Genomic DNA, 21065 nt, shown 5'->3' on the forward strand with positions numbered 1-21065 from the left:
CTCCTAAAATAAATATATACAATCACCGCTTTGGACCCTTGCCTCTTTTATTGTGCTATCCTTTCTAAGCACACAGTTATTGCTAGCGTTATACAACAAGATTGGCTTTGGTATCCATACTCCTTTCTCTACCTGTTGCATCGCTGCTTCATATAAAAGCTGCATCGCCTGTTGAATCGTCAAAGAAGATGCCAGACCTGCATCAAAACGCATTTGCACGACTGGTAGGCACGTCTCCACCAAAATTCTTTCATCCATGTTGATCGTCCTCCCATACACGTATCCATCGTATTTCCCCCTTTCGATACCATAAAGCTTCGTGCTCCTGTAATTCTTTATCCATACATGCCATAGGCAGTTTCAATATTGATGCTGCTTCCTGCAATCCTTTTCCAATCCACAAAATATCCCCTTCATACAAAGCCTGCACATACCATGGCAACAATTGCAGCTCGCTAAGTGTTGTAAGATTTTGTAGTAATACTGGTATGCGCTGGTTTTCTTGTTGCGGTAAGGAAGATGTACCTTGATACAGCGATAAGTGTTGGGCATAACTTGGGAAACGTTGTTTCCATTCATTAAGATAAGCGATAAACGCATTTGCATATTGAAAAGCCTGACATATGAAAAGATAGGAACATGAATCGAGCATTAACCAACAATCTTCTTTACTTTCTATATCTTTTCCTAAAAACAAAGCATCACTACGGTATTGCGTTGATATATGTTTGGGAAGGATAGGAACAGCATATACACTTTGTCCCTGTGTTTGGGCAAGCAGCAATTGTTCTTGTATACTGTTTGCATATGGATAAATTTGAAATAGCATCACGCGCTGTTGCCTGATAAAAAGACCACTGCCTTTTTGTGCCATAGGCCGCAACGAAGTATCTTCTAATAAACAGGCATACTCACTTGAATCCGGCAGTTGCAAAACATAACGTTGCGCGAAATAAGTAAGAAGACGATAAGGTAATAAAGCGATTGCAGTAACACTCATGAAAATATGCACAAAAGGCGTTTTTAAAAATACGGAAGTTAATACATCATCCAGTTGCGGATAGCTTTCCTTCCATTGCTCATAGCCATGAATGATAAGCAATATATGCTTTGTATCATCCTGCCATAAGGTTTCATGTTGCAGCTGATAAAATAAACTTTCCACATATTCGTTATCTTTCATACACATCACATTCGCAACTATATCTAATTGTTGCAAAACCTTTAACTTGGTGGCAAAACCATCCAAAACATAAATTGCCGATAGCTCCCTGTACGCAATTCTCGCGCATTCCCATAAGAATTTCTCAATAAATATCGTTTTCCCACTCCCTTGCTTTCCCACAACCAATGCATGTGTCATGTTCACAATAGGAAATAGAAATGGAAATTGCTGACGCTTGCTGATATCATCCGCCATTCCCAAACAAGGCTCACTTTCTGTACATAAACATTCTTGTACCTTAAACGGTAATGGAGCATGCAAAAAGAACGGGCGCTGATCATCTGCTACTTCACTTTGTTGTTGTAGATAATGACAAATAACATCCAGCTGGGTATGCAAGGAAGCTTCCTGCTTTTTTAACTGTTGCTTATGGATGATTTCAAATTGATCGTTATATAAGCAAATATCCTGTGCTAAAGGTTTTTGATATGTTGTTTCCGGATGATACGGGGCTTGCGTCCAACTGCTTATTCCTTGCAAATATAGCTCATCATTTCCCACCTGCATATAAAATTCACCAGCCTGTTGAAGATTACATGCATCCTCTTTTTTTAACATATCCATACTATCGCTTTTATCCTGCACCTTTAAACATATATGAAAACGCGCATTGCTCCATATTTGATCATCGATGATGCCATATGGCTTCTGTGTAGCCAATACCAAATGAATGCCTAAACTTCGACCAATGCGCGCTGCTTGTTTTAATTGTTCCATGAATTGTGGCTGTTGAGTTTTCAATTCAGCAAATTCATCAGCAATCAGAAACAGATGTGCCAAAGGTTTTTTTACAAGAGCTTCACGATAATAGTGTTGATAAGCATCCATATCTACCGTAGCCACATCAAGCTGTCTTTTAGTATCTTGAAACAACTGCTGACGATATTTCAATTCCGCATCTAGCGCCTGCATAAAGCGATACATATTCCCTTCTTCTAGATTCGTCATACAATATGCGATATGTGGGACATTGGCAAATGCGTTTGCCATCATGCCACCTTTGTAATCTATCAATACAAAACTCACTTCTTCGCAGCTATAACAAACACATAATGACAATATATATGTCATTAAAAATTCACTTTTTCCTGATCCCGTCATGCCGGCAATCAAACCATGTGGTCCATGGCGGCTTTCATGGGCGTCTAAATACACCATTTCACCATGTTGATCTTTTCCCACAATGACAGCTAAAGAACGTTTTTGCTTTCTTTGTTTCCAACGATGTAATACATCTAGTTGCGATACATTCCCACAATGATACATAGACAGAAACGACAGTTTCGTACTTGTTACACAAGACATTTTGGTATAGCTGTCGATAACTTGAAAATTATTTTTTATGACATCATCTGCACATGGAAAAGGCTGAAATGATATGCTTTCACCAGCTTGCTGAAGATATGCCAAATCACGCCGAGGCACATAACAAAGTGTTTCCATTGCCGATGCTAAAAAAGTTTTTTCCTTTGCTTGTTGTAAAACATGTAGAAATGCATATTGCTTTATGTATTCATCAATGGGAAGATAGGACATCTTAGAAGATGTAAAATAAACCAAAAGGCATGTAATATTCTGTTGTTGTAACTTTTGCAGGCTATTTAATAAATAGGATACCGACTGGCGATCAGTTATAAGTAAACGTTGTTGATCTAAGAAAACATGAGGTAAAAAACGTAAATGCCACGCTCGTGTCAGATATTCATCGCCAATTAAAAAAAGTTTTAATTGTTTTGGTGAGTGCGTCAGACATAGTTGCAATACCAATTGCAAGCTCATCCATAAACTCTCTTCACCCCAAATGGCTAGACTACGGTGCTCACCAAAAGAATGCGTAATCGTCTGTTGAAGCTGTAACGTAGCTTGCTCAATAAAACGGGAAAACGCTTTTGTTATAGATGTCTCATACAGCGACAACTCTTGTTGTTGATAGTTCAAAGGCACTTGCAAGCTCATCCTAGTTTCCCCTAACAAGACATCTAAAAAGCCGTTCGCTTGCTTTGTTAGAAACCATATTGGATGCGCCTGCTCTTGCAGCTTTTCATTTCCTAATAACCAAAGCTGTTTTTGCTTTATCATATAAGCAATTTTAGCACTGACCTGATCCTCTATACTCTTTTGTTTTTTTTCTAAATAGGACAAATACACGGTTTCATATTGTCGTTGTTTTTGAAGTTGTTGTCGTTTTTCAAAGGAACGACTTATGATTGGCCACAATATGGTTGAAAGCGCCATACTGGCAGCCATGACCAAAGAAGGCATACTTTGCCATATAGATTGTTTCAGTATGATTGCTTGCATCCATGCTGATATCCCCATCACAATTGATGAAATGCCCATCGTTAAGGAAGGCCCTAGGGAAAGCCATAAGGGAAGCTGATTTTGTGGCACTTTGTCATTCGGTGGTTCTATGGTAATTGGCTCTATCGAAAATTTTGGAAAATGGACACTACTTTCCTTTAAACAGAATTGCTGTGGAGATAACGCTTGTTCAGTAGGCAATTGATAATATGAGAGATTTCGCACGCGGACACCTTCTAACATCTGCACCATAAAAAAATCATGACCAAATACCAGCTGCAACCCCATGATATGAATAACATCGCCACATTGTAGCTTTATTTCTTTCACACGTTGCTGATTCACATACACACCATTACGACTTTGCAGATCACTAAGCACCCATTGTGTTTGCTCACAACGCAATAAAGCATGATGAAATGATACATAAGGTTGTTCATACTGAATTTCACAATCTTTTCCACGACCAATGAGAATTTGCTTATATGATAAAGCGTAATAACGAAATTGGGGCATAGTATCATATTGCTGTAATAATAAACGTAAACTTGGCTGTCCATAAAATTGATGAATATGTGCTCTTTTCAAAAAGCCTTCACAAAGCTGCTTCGCATCATAAAACTGTTGATTACCATACCAATGCCAGCCTAGCTTACTATCCCAGCTTACCTCCATCACAGGTATGCGTTCATCTTTTGATTCTAAATACAGCCAATACTTGGCACGCTCTTTTATAAGTAATTCAATTTGGGTAACATTTTCTTTGGTATATAAACAAAATGAGCTATGTAAACACAATAACTCTGCTGCTTGCCTATTCATGAAGAAACCTTGCTATGATAATAAAAGCACTGATTCGCAAAAGCGATTTTATCACCATCCTGTAGCCTTTGTTCATGAATCTTTTCCCCATTCACAAAGGTTCCATTAGAGGAATGCAAATCTTTTAAAAGGTTTTGCGAACTTTCCATCGCCGCATGATACGCTGATACTTCCAACGCCTGTAAACAAAGATCATTATCCGGGCTTCTTCCTATCGTAAAAGGTTCTTTGATTAAGATAATTCGCTCATGACTATCCACATTTTCCAAATAAGGTATTGTTTCTTCAAATAAAACCACAGTTTGCGCATAGCTGTCCTCTCTCTTGTCTATTGTCGAATATGCTTCTTCTTTCACTTGATGATTATGCGCAAACTCATTTGGAAAGCTTGGAATATCCACTTTATCCAATCTTCTGTTACTTTGATCTTCTGCCTTTTCTATTACCTTTTCTTTATCCTCCATAGCTGCTCGTATAGCATCACTATTTGAATTTTGATCTTTCTTTCCCTGTCTGCGTTTCCTCTTTTTTATTTTAACCTTATTCGAAGCTTTGTCAGATGTATCTTCTTCTTTCATCTTTTGTTGTGTCCCACAGTACAGCCTTTCTTCCTGAATGGAAATTTCCGGCAGAATACTGGGATAAACTTGTACATTAGGTAGATCTCTTACATAATAAGCCTCCTTCTCTTTATGCCATATGCGCTGCCACCAAGTTAACTTTGCCATCGTTTGTTCCTGTAATGCATGCAATTGTTGTAACAAGACAGGCAATGTGAATTCTTTTTGTTTTAATATTTGAACCAATAATCCAGCTGTTTCATAATCTTCATTCGTATGTACCGCACTCAACAACTGTTTAACAAAGGCTTTTACTTCCTCTTTTTGAAATAACCAACCATCTTCTTGTAATGGCAAAACAAGAAATTTTAAATGCTTTCCATCAGCTGATAAAAAAATATATTCTACATCTAAACAGATGGGTTTGCTGGCATTGACACGAACCATATCTTCTAAAATGAAAAGCAAAAAAGCAAGAAATTCTCCCTTTTCAAAAGCATGTTGCTGTAAATAAGAACGTAATGTGAGATGTCCCTTTAGATCATAATACAAACGGCTTTTACTTCGGTAATCACGTATACAAAGTAAACAGCTTGCATCCTCATGCATTTTCTGAAACAGATAGTCATCAAAATCAGCCAGACGTTTCAACTGAACTTCTAAAAAACCATCTTCACGTTTTTCCATCTTTTTCAGCTTATCATTCATTGCTCTATCCCCCTTCACCTTGTATATACGTTTTAAAATCAAAAAAACGTAATTTTTAATGATTTATTTCATTTTTTTATTTTAGGTTCATAAAAACTGATAACAAATACGGTCAAATCATCATCCATGTCATAATGAATGATCTCTTTTTATCTACTTGTTTTTTGTGTATAATAATGACATTAGAAAAGGAGAGTTGCCATGAAGGATAGGAATCAATTCATACAGTACATTGCCATTGTTTTGATTTGTATAATAAATCTGGGAACCTTATGGTACTGTGCTCCCCTAACAGAAAACTTATCTTACCTTGGAAATACATTACATCATCCTGTATATTTAATAATATGGGCAAGCAGCGCTGCCGCCTATTTTTTCTGGTATACAATGAAACTCATGCAAGCGTTACGCTATACATCATCTTTGGGTAAGTTTTGCTTAGGTGTTGTCTGTATCATCATGATCATATCTGTCTGTCTTCCCTATGATCCTATGCAATATCCTCAATTATCCAAATGGCATACACGGCTTGCTATGTGGTCAACCATTGGCTATGTCCTGTTATTCTTTCATTTTCTTTTCGATACATTTAAAAAAGATTATCGCTTCTTTAGGAAAGCTTTTCCTAAATATTTTACCCTTGTTGTATTTGACAGTTTGCTTTTTTTATTAAATGGAGGCGTTTCTACTTTATTAGAAATATCTTTTACGATTGGCATGAGTCTGTTCCTGTCGTATTTACTACATGAAAATGTACCATCTAAATAGCCTAAGCTATTTTCGTCTAGTCCACTACATCCATCACATAACAAAAAAACGTATATCCTCATTCCTAATGAATGATTCTATACGTCATTATTATGCTAAAACAGTTATTTTTTCGCCTTATTCATAACGAAATTCCTCACGGAATAATTCATCTATCGACTTGTTGCTTTCCTGACGAATTTCTTCTACTTCTTTATTCAAAACAATTTTACCTTTCTTAATGAAAATAACATTACTGAAAATTCGTTCAATATCAGCAATCAAATGTGTGGCAATTAAAATGGTCTGCTCAGGTGAATAATTTTCCAATATCGTATCTAAGATCACTTCACGTGCCGCAGGATCAACACCACCAATTGGTTCATCTAAGATAATCAGCTTAGCTTTGCGGCTCATGACCAAAGCCAGTTGAAACTTCTCTTTTGTTCCTTTCGACATCGTTTTAATCCGCACATTTTCCTCAATCTGGAACTTTTTCATAATTTCCAGACATTTCGCATAATCAAAATCAGCATACATATCCATAAAAATTGATAATGCATCCTTAACCTTCATCCAATCTGAGAAATAAGGTTCATCAGGTAAATAAGATACGATTGCTTTCGTTTCCGTGCCAATCGCTTTTCCATTGATTTTTACAACACCGCTATAATCCTTTAACAATCCCGTCAATATTTTGATCAGAGTTGTTTTACCACTGCCATTTGGTCCTAACAAACCAACAATCTGTCCGGGCTGTAAAAATATATCTATATCATGTAATGTCGGCTTATTACCATATGCTTTATTTAATCCGCAAATCTCAACAAGATTTTCCATTTTGTAATCGCTCCCTTATCGTTTCCATCAATTCCTCTTCATCAAATCCATATTCATGTATTTCTCTTAGAAATTGATCTGTTTTCTCTTTCATCATTGTTACTCTTAATTTTTGTATACGTTCAATATCATCACATATAAAACGCCCACTCGTTCGTTCGCTTGCCACGAGTCCTTCGCGTTCAAGTTCACTTAACGCTCTTTGTACCGTATTTGGATTTACACCATAATCAATTGCCAATTCACGTACAGAAGGAATTTTTTGTGATGGTTTATAAGTTCCTGTTATGATCAATCGTTTTATTTCGGTCATAATTTGTAAATAAATTGGTAGATTTGTATCAAAGTCCATCAAGATCACTCCTTTTTAGTACTCACCATTTTTCATACGTTTTACTGTATGCAGACATGCTGCTATAATAATCAGCAAAATGAGGATACCAATCAGATAAAATGGCCATCCGATCGTAAAATAATCAAAGACCAGATATCCGGTATACAAATACCAAAAGGAAAATAGCAGAATCAACGCAATAATAAGTACTTTTTCCTTAAGATCCTTCATCATTCTACCTCTATTTTATGATCTATCAAATACTTACCTGAGAAGAAATACAAACAAACTAACAATAATTCCCAGCCACATAAAATGAGTAATTTCGTCATATCTGTTAACAATGTCGTATTTATATTTTGTCCTATCATTGCATTGCTTGTGACCATTTGTAATAAAGAACCTTGTCCGGGATTGATGAACATGTTCATAATCTCCGATGATACCCAAGAAATAATTAAAAACAGCACAATAGCAATAGGGACACGGAAACGTTGGATATGTGTCGTATGAGTAATATCAATTACAAGATATAATAAGGTAATACTTTCCACAACACCTAGCACAGTGTATACCGCATATAAGATTGCTCCCCATGAAATATGGATATGCGAAAATGCCTTAAAAAGGAGCTGTAGATCGAAATTGTCGACAGATAAACCAATGACAATAATGGAGGCAAGGATAACACCATAGGATAGTGCAAACCAAATAAGCCCTACCAAAATTTTTACAATTAACAGCTTTGTCGTAGATACCGGTAGTGTATGGGTTAAATATGCCGGTTTGGCAAACATGGATGTATGATAATTTTTAATGATGACATACATCGACATGATTAGGATAACACATAGCAGCAATCCATAAATCAATGTTAATGTTACCACAAACATTGAATCTATACTTGGATTGATCATCACCGCCAATAATAATGTGATTGCATATAAAATAAGAAAACCTCGATATGAACATTTCAATTCATGTTTACATAATTTCCAAAACACTTTTATTCCCTCCTTGTTTCTTACTAGATGTATTATTGTATTAATCATCTAATACAATAATACATTGATCTGCCAGTTGTGTCAACCATTATTTCACTTGATATGTGTTATGGAAAATAAAGATCACTAACGTTATGGATAACGTATGAATTGTTTCTCCTTTTTATATAGCGTCGCAATTCCCAAAGATTATCTTAATTTCATAACTATTGTTTCATATCTCTGTAGGTTATCTTGTAAAAAAACCTCATGACATTAACATCATAAGGTTATTAGATTACCAATCAATGAGAAATTATATAAGATGTTTCTTATTTTTCTGATGAATAAGTAATAAACATATACCACAGCCAAGAAACCAAACCAATACATATAGCCATAATCGTAAAATCGTTATACTGCCAAATTGGAAAAACAATTGTGATGTATACCCCAAATTATCAAATATCCGCATTAACAGATAGGATGGAAACCAGACATTGAGATTGGTACTTTGCAACGTAAAGATATTATAGATGGGTAATATCGTCAGCATTAAAACACTGACCCCTGCAATATACGTATTTTTTACATAACGTGATATTGTTAAACATGTTAATGTCAATGCTGTATAGCCAACCAACAATGCAAAACACACGATTATTAAAAGTTCCCCATTCGTAAAAATATAAGGTACGATGCTATTGGCAGATACATCACCGATGCCATAATAAAACATCTGTAAGTCAAAACCACCATACCGTAGATAATTAACCAAACTGGAGATAATTGGTATCAGCATAGGAATCAATACGCCAATAGTCAAAGCGACAATGAGTTTAGCGATAGATACTTTTTTCCATCCAGCCTTGCTTGTACAAAGATATATCATTGTTTGTTCACTTGATTCTTTGCTGTAAATATTGCCTAACAAAATACTGATGAGCAATAGAACAAGAAAATTCACTCGCATGATTTCATCAAAATATTTATTAGCTAGGATGGTGGGATGATAGGTCTTTGACGCATTCAGAAAGCGGGTATTTAACGTATCGTAGTACATCGCATTAAAACCATTACACTCTTTCAAAAAACACTGTGTGGAACCTTGCTCAGCTTTTTCTTTGGTATAAAGATAATCTTGACGGTTCGTTAATATCACCGTATCTGGAAACATTGCCTTAAGATCGGATACCTCTCTTTCATCAGTATAAAGATAATGTATCGTAAAATCTTCCAGTCTTACAATCGACTGTTGCTGGGTATCATCTTGACTCATAACGTTCCAATCATTCAACATTTCTTGCGTCAAAGTGTGCTCTTCATATGCCTTTACAAGTTCTTTCCAGTGTGTACCATACGTTACCTTCATATAATTTTCATCCAAAGAACGACTAGAATTATAATGCTCTTGATCAATCTCATTGTAATGGATGGCGCCCATCTGTTTCTGTAACTCTTCAAAGCTTTTGTTCGCAAAGTTTTGTTGTTCTTTCACCACATCGAGATGTTCATCGGATACGAAATAATAGTCTTTTATATCCGTTGTTACATTCGTTTTAATCTGGTAAGCACAGGCCGCTAACAACACCACGAACAGCAATAAATTGGAACGGCTTTTCGCTAACTTTTTCCATTCATAACAAATTAGTTTCCACATATTCAGCCTCCTCATGAAAATAAGATAAATATACATCATCTAATGTTGGTTCTACAACAATTGAGCGCTTATCTTTCATATCGTCACTTAACAAACGAAACAGGATACCTTCACTTACTCTTTTACAATTCACTACTGTGTAATTTTTTTCAATAATTTCTCGCTCATTTTCTGCTGTTAATAATTCATAAACGTGTCCTTTTAATTCTTGCAATGTATCTGTTACTGTCTTTTGGAAGAGAATATGCCCTTCTTTCATTAGCAAAATATCATCTGCTATATTTTCTATGTCACTGACGATATGAGTTGAAAGAATCACAATAGTATCTTTTGCTAAACGCGATAATAGCTGCCGCAAGGCAATACGCTCTTTAGGATCTAAGCCACTGCTTGGCTCATCCAATATCAATAGCTTAGGATGGTTTAACAGGCTCTGTGCAATACCGACACGCTGTAGCATACCACCAGATAATTGACGCAATTTCTTTTTGGACTGTTCTTTTAGATGTAATAACTCCAATAGCTCATCAATTTTCCGTTTTGCATAATCAGCTTCCAGACACTTTAATACGGCAATATATTGGAGAAATTCAATTACTGTGAAATTCATATAAAATCCTGCATTTTGCGGTAAATAGCCCAAATGAAGAATGTATTCTTCATAATTTTCCATAATATTTTTAGCATTAAAGGTAACTATACCTTCACTTGGTTTTAAAATACCACACAACATCCGCATAAGTGTTGTCTTCCCGCTTCCATTTGCTCCTAATAAAGCATGAATACCTTCTTGCAAAACAAGATTCACATCGGCAACCGCTGCCTTTTCTTTTGTATAAAATTTGCTGAGATGATGTGTCTTAAGCTCCATAATGAATCCTCCTTTGTAATTTTAAGCCATATCGATATGCGGCAATCAGAAATAATACGGTAGAGAACAATGACACAATAAGTGTTTGGATCCAACCTAACTGCAGTGCACTACTGTTAATCAAGATTGGATGAAAGAAATTGCTAAAGAACAAAAATAATATTATATAGCTGATGAAAGCTGTATAAAGTCGTTTGATTCTGTTTAAGAAAAACAACATACAACCATGTGCCAGGAATAAAGGTATTAAGGCTAATTGCATGATTTCTAACATGGAGATGTCCATACGTAGATAGCCAACTATTGAAAAGCTTAGAAAACTAATGAGGTGTATAATAAGAAACGTACACATATGCAAGATAAAGCGTTTACCTTCATGAATTGGAAGTGCCTGCATTAATTCTTCCATATCATTATTTTTAAATTCATATAATTGATAGAGAAAATAGGACCCTAGTAACAGATAATACAGCAACACGATTCCGATTTTCATTTGTTCTGAAAAAAGTAAAAAATATAGTAAACAGAGTAAAAAGAAGCCATATACTACACTTATACGTTTAATTTCTAATTTCGCAAATTGACGATAGGCTGTTTTTTTACTGACGAACCAATTTTCTTTGTGTTTCATTAGTGTTTGGCATTGCGCTATCGTTTTTTCCATTGCCTTTTCATCATATTGCCGCAATTCTTTCCAATGTATTCTCATAGCCATTCCTCCTTTTTCATATACGTTTTAAGTTTTTTTAAGCCCAAACGAACACGCGTTTTTACCGTAGATTCACTAATGTTTAGTAATGTTGCAATCTCTTTACTTTTTAATTGTTCAAAGTATTTTAACAATAATACATCTTTTTGTTCATCCGGCAATTTGTTAAGATAAAAAATCAATCGTTGTCGATCGTATGTATCTTCTGTTTTTTCATCAGCAATTTCCAAATCATCCGGCAATGCTATTTCTTTGTATTTCGCATACCAACTATTGCACTGATTGATGGCAATTCTTAGTAAATATTGTTTGGTTTTTCCTTGAAAGGTGTAGGAGTCAATATGTTGTGTGAAACGGATAAAGACTTCTTGTGTAATATCTGCTGCAATATCACGATGTTTGACACGTGCATAGACATAGGAATATATCTGTGGATAATATTGACGGATCAACGTATCGAGTGCATTCACATCGCCATGTCGTATGTGTTCTATGATTGTATGTTCTTTCATAGCAGCCTCCTCATATAGTTAACTGATAAATCAGAAAAAAAGTTTTCTTTTAATCGTTTTTTTTATGCGTGTCGTAGTAACGCCTATTTTGAAATACAATAAGGTGTGTACGATTATGGATGTGCGTTTGACTACCCTGTTAGGAACGAAGTGCACTTGACGAGATCAATTGAGCATAAAATTGCGTTCATCCTGTCATCCATACGGGTAAGCAAGGTCGCGGGAACGTTATGAAAATAGCCCCCGCCACGTCATACCCAAGTAACATGTTCATGATTGGAAAACCGGTAGGTTTATTTCTCCGCCATTGTACAGGCAGAGCAGCCCTCACGTGCATGTTGCATCCTTCCCCCGCCACTTTTTCGAATAGACGTTAATGAGGAATGTAAGCAACGGACATATCCGAATGTTCAATTCCACACAAAAAAAACCGCCTCATCTAGAGACGGCCAGTTATTCAAATGGTGGTCCCGGTCGGAATTGAACCAACGACACACGGATTTTCAGTCCGTTGCTCTACCGACTGAGCTACGGGACCATTTGGTTGCGGGGGAAGGATTTGAACCAACGACCTCCGGGTTATGAGCCCGACGAGCTACCAGGCTGCTCTACCCCGCGATGTTTAATGAGCGATTCGGTTTTCACATATTTGAATAACGTAATGGCGGAGGAACTGGGATTCGAACCCAGGCGCCAGTTTCCCGACCTACCGGTTTTCAAGACCGGACCCTTCAACCACTTGGGTATTCCTCCAAAATATAGTTTTATTTTGGTGGACCCTGTAGGACTCGAACCTACGACCGACCGGTTATGAGCCGGCTGCTCTAACCAACTGAGCTAAGGGTCCATTTAGCCAAATTGGTGGCGGGGGCGAGACTCGAACTCGCGACCTTCCGGGTATGAACCGGATGCTCTAGCCAACTAAGCTACCCAGCCAAATAATGGTCGGGATGACAGGATTTGAACCTGCGACCCCTTGATCCCAAATCAAGTGCACTACCAAGCTGTGCTACATCCCGATATAAATGGCGCGCCCAGTAGGAATCGAACCCGCAACCTTTTGATCCGTAGTCAAACGCTCTATCCAGTTGAGCTATGGGCGCATTTATGAAACCATTTTTTCTTTTGCACTTCATCAGTGCCCTAATATAATAACAAATAATTCCTACTTATGCAAGTGTTTTTTTCAATTTTTTAAAAACTTTTTTGAATCTTTTTACGGCTCTTTTAAAACCCTTTATTTAAAGCATTTTAACATCATCAGGAACAGCTACAAAGGCCGTTCCTGACTACTTTTTTTATCTTTCGTTGCTTTAATAACCTTCTGTCGAGAAAACTCTTCGCGCTCTTTTTCCTCTAACGCATCACTAATGAATTTAATATTTCCTTCAAAATCCGGTATCACGATATTCTTCAACGCATTTGCTCGCTTTTGCGCCTTGCGAATAGCATTTGCCAAGCGATAAACACTATTCTCAACCTCCGCCAAAACAACGGTCAGCTCCTTCACACGATAAAAGCAGCGATACGCATAATCCAATTTAGAATTCGCATGTTCTAAACCATAACTCAAAGTATAATCCGGCTTATCATAAGAAATCTTAGGAATTTCAACACCCATGACACTGCGATAACTCACATGTATACCATTATCGATAGGAACTGCTTCAACCAGATCACTGATAACACCCAACGTCATATTCGCTTGCTGTAAAGCCGCATATGCACGTTGATAAGTCTCAGTTATTTCATCACGTAACATTTTGACATCATCCAGTAAACCCATCATTTCACGCGTTAAAATATTCCGTTTACGATCCATAAGCTCATATCCCATATGAGCCAGCGCATTCGACTTTTTCGTCGCAATCAGATTTCCCTTCGTAGGAAATACCTGTTTATTTGCCATGACTACTCACCCTCATTCGCCAGTTCACGGATAATTGGTTCCTCTTTGATGTCGAAACGTTTCACAGCACGTTTGTGATCATAAAACTTCTCCAACACCTCGTTATCTACACGATCTAGTTCCGCTTTAGGTAAGACAGAAATCAGATCCCAACCTAAATCCAAGGTTGTTTCAATACTTCGATTATCCTCAAAACCTTGATTCAAGAAATACTGTTCAAATAGATTTCCAAATACCATATACTGTTTATCTGCATCACTTAACTCATCCTCACCGATAACGGATGCCAGACTACGCGCATCCTGTACCTTGGCATATGCTGCAAACAACTGATTTGATACATCAGAATGATCTTTACGCGTATAACCCTCACCTATGCCATCCTTCATCAAACGGCTTAAAGACGGTAAGACACCTACTGGTGGATATACTCCCATTTGATTCAGATTACGATCTAACACGATTTGCCCTTCTGTAATATAACCAGTCAAATCGGGAATTGGATGCGTAATATCATCATTGGGCATCGTCAGAATAGGAATCTGTGTCACAGAACCTTTTGCATCCTTAATGATTCCTGCTCTTTCATATAAGGAAGCCAAGTCAGAATACAGATAACCCGGATAACCTTTCCGTCCTGGGATTTCACCCTTACTGCTAGAGAACTCACGCAGTGCCTCACAATACGATGTGATATCCGTTAAGATAACCAATACCTGCATGTCATGCTCATACGCCAAATACTCTGCGGCAGTTAACGCGCAACGTGGTGTTAACGTACGTTCTATGATTGGGTCGTTTGCTAGATTGACAAACATGACAACCTTTTCCATGACACCAGCCTCTTCAAACGAACGCTTAAAGTAATCTGCCACATCATTTTTTACCCCCATGGCCGCAAACACGATACAGAAATTTTTACCATCTCCATCTGATATCTTTGCTTGTTTTACAAGTTGTACTGCCAATTCGTTATGTGGCATACCGGAGCCGGAGAAGATTGGCAGTTTTTGCCCACGAATCAAGGTCATCAAGGCATCAATACTGCTGATACCGGTATTTATATAATTTCGCGGATATACTCGAGATACTGGATTCAATGGCTGTCCATTGATATCCATACTCTTTTCCGCATAAATTTCACCCAAGCCATCAATTGGCTGTCCACTACCATTGAACGTTCGGCCAAGTATTTCTTTTGATAAGGCTAGTTCCATTGGCCGCCCTGTGAATTTCGTTCGTGTATTTTTTAGTGATAAACCATTTGTACCTTCAAATACCTGAATTGCTGCCTTGTCGCCCTCAAGCTGAACGACCTTACCTAAACGCGTTGTTCCATCACTGCACTTGATTTCTACCATTTCCTCATAGCTGGCATCTAACACATGATCCAGAAAAATCAGAGGTCCATTGACTTCATGCAATCCTACATATTGTAGACTCATTGTACATTTACCTCCTTCACGCTATGGTGCTGATGGCAGAATCAATCATCGTCGGATACTCATCCAACAATGCTATATTGTCATTCGGCACATCATATTTCATCTTTGTAACTTTATCAAATAAACCAAGCTGCATTACCAGACGCAGTGGTTTACCGGTCGTAATTACCTCTTTACAACGACGATATAAATACAAGATTGTATCCATCATCTTTAACTGTTTTTCTAAAGGCACATACGTATCATCTTGATGAAAGGCATTCTGTTGTAGATAGCCAACTCGAATAACCTTACAGATTTCAATTACCAGTTTTTGATCTTCTGGTAAAACATCGCTACCAATCAGCTTAACGATTTCCATTAATTTTGTTTCCTCTGCTAATAACGACATGATTTCCTGACGGTCACGTAAGAAACGCGGATCAACATTTTTATTGTACCAGCGTGACAAATCTGTTACATATTCAGAATAGCTTTCATTCCAGTTAATAGCAAAATAGTGACGCGCATATGCTAAAGATTTATCCAAAGCCCAGAAACAACGAACAAATCGCTTGGTATTCTGGGTTACCGGTTCACTAAAGTCATTACCCTGAGGAGATACTGCCCCAATGATAGACACACTACCGGTCGCATCATTCAAAGTTTCCATATAGCCCGCACGTTCATAGAACTGCGAAATACGAGATGGCAGATAAGCTGGGAAACCTTCTTCAGCCGGCATTTCTTCCAAACGTCCACTGATTTCACGCAATGCCTCTGCCCATCGTGAAGTAGAGTCGGCCATAATAGCAACATGATATCCCATATCACGATAATATTCTGCCAAAGTCAAACCCGTATAAATGCTAGCTTCACGTGCAGCGACTGGCATATTAGACGTATTGGCAATCAAGACGGTACGATCGGTCAGCGGACGATTAGATTTTGGATCAATCAGTTCCGAGAATTCCTCTAAAACCTGCGTCATCTCATTACCACGTTCTCCACAGCCGACATACACAATGATATCCGCATCACACCATTTTGCCAATTGATGCTGTGTCATCGTTTTTCCGGTACCGAAACCGCCTGGAATTGCGGCTGTTCCTCCTTTGGCGATTGGAAATAGGGTATCAAAAATACGTTGACCGGTAATCAACGGTACGCTGATTGGCAAACGTCGTTTCACTGGACGTGCCGTTTTGATAGGCCATTTCTGACATAAGGTCAGCTCATGTACCTCTCCTTGTGCATCTGCCACTTTGGCAATACATGTCAAAATGTTATATTGACCATTCGAAACTGTTTCAATAACCTCACCTTCCAGTGTTGGCGGAATCATACAGCGATGTTCGATCAATGGCGTTTCTGGCACCGTCGCAAAAATCTGTCCGCCTATGACATGATCACCGACCTTTACCTTCATGGTAACATCCCACAAAACTTCTTCATCTAAGCTAGCCACATCACTTCCGGTTGCGATAAAGGCACCCGATTGTTTGGCAATTTCCTTTAATGGACGTTCAATTCCATCAAAGATATTTCTTAAAATTCCCGGTCCCAGTGTTACTGAAATCGGACTTCCGGTAGGTTCTACCGGCTCTCCTGGTTTCAATCCAGTCGTTGATTCATATACCTGAATGACCGTAGCCTCACGGCTGATGGATATTACTTCTCCCATCAGACGCTGATGACCGACGAACACCTTCTCCATCATAGAGAAATCGGTTGAATCTTTCACCTTTACAACTGGCCCGTTGATGGAATAGATTACATTTTCACTCACATTATCACCTCGATCATGCGAAATTTACATTCACATGTTATTTTATAAATAATCCTGAATTTGTATAGAACCAGCTGCGTTGTTCCTCAATTGCCGTATCAAATGTTTCATCAATGACAATGCCGCTATCTTCACAAGCAAGCAAGAATCCACCAATGCTGATACTGGCATCCACTTCACCGACACACCCATGACCATATCGTTCACATAACATTTTCAGATAACGTTCATCTTTTTTCGCCATATGCAAAACCGCATGCTCCTGTGCATGTTCTGCCAGTTTATCAAGCTTATCCAACAGCATTGTTTTATATGCTTCACTTTCACAATAAGCAAGCATACGTTGTTTTACCTCATCAAAAACAGCCTCATTCAGCTCTTTACGCTTTGCCATCAGCTTACGGTTAGTATCTTCATGCAAACGGCTTAAAGCAATGGCATGCTCACTTTGCTTTTCACGCAATTCTGTTTCTCTCAGCATACCGGCCTCAGTTTGGGCACTTTGTTCCAAAGAGGCGATTGTCTTTTTGCGAATTTGTTCGATTTCACGTTCAATACCGCTGATCTGGATGTCGCTGACTCGTTGTATCTCTTCTTTAAAATATTCTTCCAGTTTCATTTTTTCATCAAGCATCACTCAACACCTCATAGTTTCACACCGATTGCCTCGGATACATAGCCATCAATTGTTTCGCCAATTTTGGCGGAGCCATGACGATCCGGTATCTCAACAATCAGCGGTTTCTTTTGTTTTAGTTTCAACTCAGAGATTACTTCGGGACATGTCTGAATCAGTTTGGTTGTCATTAAAACAATGGCCACATCTTCCATATGCATGGCTGTTTCCAAAGCCTGTAGCACCTCATGGCGCTCATGTACAACAACACCCTCAATACCAGCCAGACGCAATCCCATCTGTGTATCAATATTATCACTGAGCAAGTAAAATTTCATAGGAAAGCTCCTTTCCTTACAGCTGTTTATTACTTTCTATACGACCTACATCAACAATACAAGTAGTCTCATCCTATATGGTACAAGATGAAATCATCTTCCTTTTATATATGAAAAGGCATTGTGAAGGCAGTATAAATAAGTTTAGAATATCATCATGATTTAGAATTTCTTCATGTATAGAATTTCACCATGATTTAGAACTTCATTATGATTTAGAACTTCATTATGATTTAGAACTTCATTATGATTTAGAACTTCATCAAGATTTATAATTTATCAAGATTTATAATTTATCAAGATTTAGAATTTCATCATGATTTATAATTTCATCAAGATTTATAATTTCATGAAGATCATAATAATAGAAATCAACAAACCATAGATAGCAACACCTTCACCCATGGCAACAAAGATCATTGATTTACCAAAGTTCTTTTCATTTTCTGAGAAAGCACCAATGGCAGCTGGTGCTGCAGCAGCTACGGCGATACCAGCCCCTAATGCTGAAAGTCCGGTAGATAAAGCAGCTGCCATAAAGCCCAGACCCTGACCGATGGAGCCAGCCATCTTCAATGCAATATCATCCTGTGTCGCAGCATATGCCTTAGAAGCAGCAAAGAATACTGTTCCAAGCAGAATGGCAAAGAAGAAACATACATGCGTAATCATGCGGCGTTTGGCCACTGATGCGCTCTTTTTTCCACGAAATACATTCACCAAAGGTAAAGAGATCAATACGATCAAAATCAGTGGCAACAATAATTCAAATGCGTTTAACATAATAAATTTCCTCCTAATCGTTCAGTGTTTTAAACACGATTCCATTTCCCGTAAAGTAACGGGAGAACATTTCATAAAATTCTAATCGCAGTACCTGGATACCGACAATCAGTCCTTCCAAACACATAACTAGAATATTCCCAAAAATACCAACAGCTAATCCGCCGATACCGCCAGCCATTTCCATGATCATGGTAACTGCCATCATCATGCCCGCGTGGGATAAGACGAATCCACCAACACGTAAATAGGAAATGGTATTGGTAATATAAGATAAACAAATTTCAAACAATTCAAAGAATCCTTCCATAAAGAAAGCCCCAAAGCTTTCCGGGAACATGCTTTTACCATCCAGTTTGCGCATGAGTGGTTCTTTTAAAAAGATTAATAGAAGTGGCACAACGATCAGCAGCAGGATATACAGTGGTGAAAATACGCTGATACCAACAGCTGTAAAGCCGGCACCAATTACTAAAGCACCATAGAAGACAAGCCCTGCCACTCCGTTTTGAGAAAACAGGCATTCCCCTTTATTATCATCTTTGGCATGCGTAATGATATTTAAAACGATTGAGAACATATTCAAGAAAGCTCCAATGCCAACCGCTACGATCAATAAAGGCAAAATGAATTCACTTGACATAACTTCTATAGGCTTCTCAGTAAGTCCTAAGATTGCATGATAGAGAGGGTTCAACATGGTTTCATTACCGAAGACGGAACCAAAGACGAAGCCAAAGATGGTAGAAAAGATACCGATACGAATCATGACATCTCCTAACTGCATCTTTTTATATTTATACATCCACCATCCAACAAGGATAACACAAAGTCCCTGACCGACATCTCCAAACATCATACCAAATAATAATGAATAGGTAATAGCGACGATTGGTGTTGGGTCAAAGCCTTCATACTCCGGCGTGCCATACATTTCTATAAACATCGAGAACGGCCTGGCAAACCACCCATTCTTTAATTTGGTCGGAGGCGAGAGTCGCTTGTCGCTATGGGCAGGTCTGACTTCGATTTCCACCTCCTTCAATTCTGAGAATGATGCTTTCAGTTTTGGTACATCATCTTCTGCAATAAAACCTGTTATGGAGAAACGTTCTCCTAATCCAACGACATATTTACGTGCTTCAAAGGTATGATTCAAAAAAGCTAATTCGCTTACGATTTTAGCAATATTTTCACTGCATTCCTTTTTTAAGTTTGCCAGCACTTCTTCTACGTGCTGTAACTGTTTATAATCATTGTCTATTTCCTCTTGCAAAGATTCCTTCGCTCGTTCCGGTGTTCCATGAACAAATTCCGGAATACGGATACGCTCGAAGTATAAGGAAGAGAAAATGTTATCGACATCTCCTTCATATTTTGATGTCGTAATATATAAACACCAGCTATAGGTGTCATCTGTATTGAAGGATTTAAAGACAAATGGACGGTTACGATAGTACTGTAATTTTTCCACACTATCGATTGGCAAACGGCCAAAGCGAATTTTTATATACTCACACTCGAATAAATCATCCAAATTTAAATCAATACTTTCAATATTTCTGACCTGAACTAAGGCGTCCTTATTTTCCTGAATAACGTGTAACAGATCATCTCGAATCTGTGCGCCATCCTGATAACGCTGATAAATGCCATCTACATAAGAAGTCATCTTATCCAGATCATAGTCACGGCTTTTCATACTCAGCTGCGGCAAATTCAATTGCATCTCGTTGACGATTTCTTGTACATGAGATAATACTTCTGCGATAGGATTTTCCTCGCTCAATGTTGTTAAGCCATGTACACTGTCCACAAATTTACTGGCTGGTTCCGGATGAAAATAGTTCAAATCCACAAATTTTAATAAGACATCATTGAGATACTCATTATCGGCCGTAATGTTGATGAGTTTCATTTTTGCGATCGCCATG

General features: G+C 37.9%; 19 protein-coding genes and 7 tRNA genes. 1 reads left to right on the forward strand and 25 read right to left on the reverse strand.

Annotated features, from left to right (window positions below):
• Positions 1-3: 3 nt before the first annotated feature.
• The 3 genes from KJS44_RS09185 to KJS44_RS09195 are packed head-to-tail and all read right to left on the reverse strand — an operon-like array spanning position 4 to position 5616.
• Complete coding sequence (locus tag KJS44_RS09185) at positions 4-258, reverse strand: hypothetical protein (protein WP_008687711.1); 255 nt, start codon at positions 256-258, stop codon at positions 4-6.
• Complete coding sequence (locus KJS44_RS09190; RefSeq protein ID WP_008687708.1) at positions 251-4348, reverse strand: FtsK/SpoIIIE domain-containing protein; 4098 nt, start codon at positions 4346-4348, stop codon at positions 251-253. Before KJS44_RS09190 ends, KJS44_RS09185 begins: the two co-directional genes overlap by 8 nt.
• Positions 4345-5616 carry an FHA domain-containing protein gene (locus tag KJS44_RS09195; protein WP_008687706.1) on the reverse strand — a complete coding sequence of 424 codons (1272 nt, stop codon included), beginning with the start codon at positions 5614-5616 and terminating at the stop codon, positions 4345-4347. The genes KJS44_RS09190 and KJS44_RS09195 overlap by 4 nt, the downstream gene beginning before the upstream one ends.
• 201 nt (positions 5617-5817) lie before the next feature.
• Between KJS44_RS09195 and KJS44_RS09200 the strand changes: the two genes are divergently transcribed.
• Positions 5818-6384 (forward strand): hypothetical protein, encoded by a 567-nt coding sequence (locus KJS44_RS09200; RefSeq protein WP_008687703.1) that lies wholly within the window; start codon positions 5818-5820, stop codon positions 6382-6384.
• Between the two features lie 117 nt (positions 6385-6501).
• Here KJS44_RS09200 and KJS44_RS09205 read toward each other — a convergent pair whose 3' ends face one another.
• From KJS44_RS09205 to KJS44_RS09310, 22 genes are all read right to left on the reverse strand, one after another.
• Positions 6502-7203, reverse strand: a complete 702-nt coding sequence (locus tag KJS44_RS09205) for an ABC transporter ATP-binding protein (protein ID WP_008687702.1) — start codon at positions 7201-7203, stop codon at positions 6502-6504.
• The gene (locus KJS44_RS09210; protein WP_008687700.1) at positions 7187-7555 is read right to left on the reverse strand and encodes a GntR family transcriptional regulator; all 369 of its coding nucleotides are present in this window, start codon (positions 7553-7555) and stop codon (positions 7187-7189) included. The genes KJS44_RS09205 and KJS44_RS09210 overlap by 17 nt, the downstream gene beginning before the upstream one ends.
• 15 nt (positions 7556-7570) lie before the next feature.
• The gene (locus KJS44_RS09215) at positions 7571-7768 is read right to left on the reverse strand and encodes a hypothetical protein (protein WP_008687699.1); all 198 of its coding nucleotides are present in this window, start codon (positions 7766-7768) and stop codon (positions 7571-7573) included.
• Positions 7768-8541 carry a hypothetical protein gene (locus KJS44_RS09220; RefSeq protein WP_008687696.1) on the reverse strand — a complete coding sequence of 258 codons (774 nt, stop codon included), beginning with the start codon at positions 8539-8541 and terminating at the stop codon, positions 7768-7770. Before KJS44_RS09220 ends, KJS44_RS09215 begins: the two co-directional genes overlap by 1 nt.
• A gap of 295 nt (positions 8542-8836) precedes the next feature.
• The gene (locus KJS44_RS09225) at positions 8837-10180 is read right to left on the reverse strand and encodes an ABC transporter permease (RefSeq protein WP_008687693.1); all 1344 of its coding nucleotides are present in this window, start codon (positions 10178-10180) and stop codon (positions 8837-8839) included.
• On the reverse strand, positions 10158-11051 hold the full coding sequence (locus KJS44_RS09230; RefSeq protein WP_008687691.1) for an ATP-binding cassette domain-containing protein: 894 nt from the start codon (positions 11049-11051) through the stop codon (positions 10158-10160). Before KJS44_RS09230 ends, KJS44_RS09225 begins: the two co-directional genes overlap by 23 nt.
• Positions 11041-11760 carry a hypothetical protein gene (locus KJS44_RS09235; protein ID WP_008687689.1) on the reverse strand — a complete coding sequence of 240 codons (720 nt, stop codon included), beginning with the start codon at positions 11758-11760 and terminating at the stop codon, positions 11041-11043. The genes KJS44_RS09230 and KJS44_RS09235 overlap by 11 nt, the downstream gene beginning before the upstream one ends.
• The gene (locus KJS44_RS09240; protein WP_008687687.1) at positions 11757-12272 is read right to left on the reverse strand and encodes an RNA polymerase sigma factor; all 516 of its coding nucleotides are present in this window, start codon (positions 12270-12272) and stop codon (positions 11757-11759) included. The genes KJS44_RS09235 and KJS44_RS09240 overlap by 4 nt, the downstream gene beginning before the upstream one ends.
• A 462-nt stretch (positions 12273-12734) precedes the next feature.
• Positions 12735-12810 (reverse strand) — tRNA-Phe (locus KJS44_RS09245).
• 3 nt (positions 12811-12813) lie between these two features.
• Positions 12814-12890 (reverse strand) — tRNA-Met (locus KJS44_RS09250).
• A 44-nt stretch (positions 12891-12934) separates the two neighbouring features.
• Positions 12935-13025 (reverse strand) — tRNA-Ser (locus KJS44_RS09255).
• Positions 13026-13042: 17 nt separating this feature from the next.
• Positions 13043-13119, reverse strand: a tRNA-Ile gene (locus tag KJS44_RS09260).
• 12 nt (positions 13120-13131) lie between these two features.
• Positions 13132-13208: transfer RNA gene (locus tag KJS44_RS09265), tRNA-Met, on the reverse strand.
• Between the two features lie 6 nt (positions 13209-13214).
• Positions 13215-13291, reverse strand: a tRNA-Pro gene (locus KJS44_RS09270).
• A gap of 7 nt (positions 13292-13298) precedes the next feature.
• A tRNA-Arg gene (locus KJS44_RS09275) sits at positions 13299-13375 on the reverse strand.
• 167 nt (positions 13376-13542) lie between these two features.
• Positions 13543-14181, reverse strand: coding sequence for a V-type ATP synthase subunit D (locus KJS44_RS09280; RefSeq protein ID WP_008687685.1), 639 nt, complete (start codon positions 14179-14181; stop codon positions 13543-13545).
• Between the two features lie 2 nt (positions 14182-14183).
• Entirely contained in the window at positions 14184-15626 is a 1443-nt protein-coding gene (locus KJS44_RS09285; protein WP_213540029.1) for a V-type ATP synthase subunit B, read from the reverse strand.
• A gap of 16 nt (positions 15627-15642) precedes the next feature.
• Complete coding sequence (locus tag KJS44_RS09290; RefSeq protein WP_008687679.1) at positions 15643-17394, reverse strand: V-type ATP synthase subunit A; 1752 nt, start codon at positions 17392-17394, stop codon at positions 15643-15645.
• Positions 17395-17431: 37 nt separating this feature from the next.
• Positions 17432-18028, reverse strand: a complete 597-nt coding sequence (locus tag KJS44_RS09295) for a V-type ATP synthase subunit E (RefSeq protein WP_008687677.1) — start codon at positions 18026-18028, stop codon at positions 17432-17434.
• Positions 18029-18039: 11 nt separating this feature from the next.
• Positions 18040-18348, reverse strand: a complete 309-nt coding sequence (locus KJS44_RS09300; RefSeq protein ID WP_008687674.1) for a V-type ATP synthase subunit F — start codon at positions 18346-18348, stop codon at positions 18040-18042.
• A 339-nt stretch (positions 18349-18687) separates the two neighbouring features.
• Positions 18688-19131 (reverse strand): ATP synthase subunit C, encoded by a 444-nt coding sequence (locus tag KJS44_RS09305; protein ID WP_008687672.1) that lies wholly within the window; start codon positions 19129-19131, stop codon positions 18688-18690.
• 13 nt (positions 19132-19144) lie between these two features.
• Positions 19145-21064: a V-type ATP synthase subunit I gene (locus KJS44_RS09310; RefSeq protein ID WP_008687670.1), complete on the reverse strand. Its 1920-nt coding sequence runs from the start codon at positions 21062-21064 to the stop codon at positions 19145-19147.
• Position 21065: the final 1 nt, after the last annotated feature.

The organism is Longicatena caecimuris (assembly GCF_018406465.1).
In the GTDB taxonomy this organism is placed as follows: Bacteria; Bacillota_I; Bacilli_A; order Erysipelotrichales; family Erysipelotrichaceae; genus Longicatena; species Longicatena caecimuris.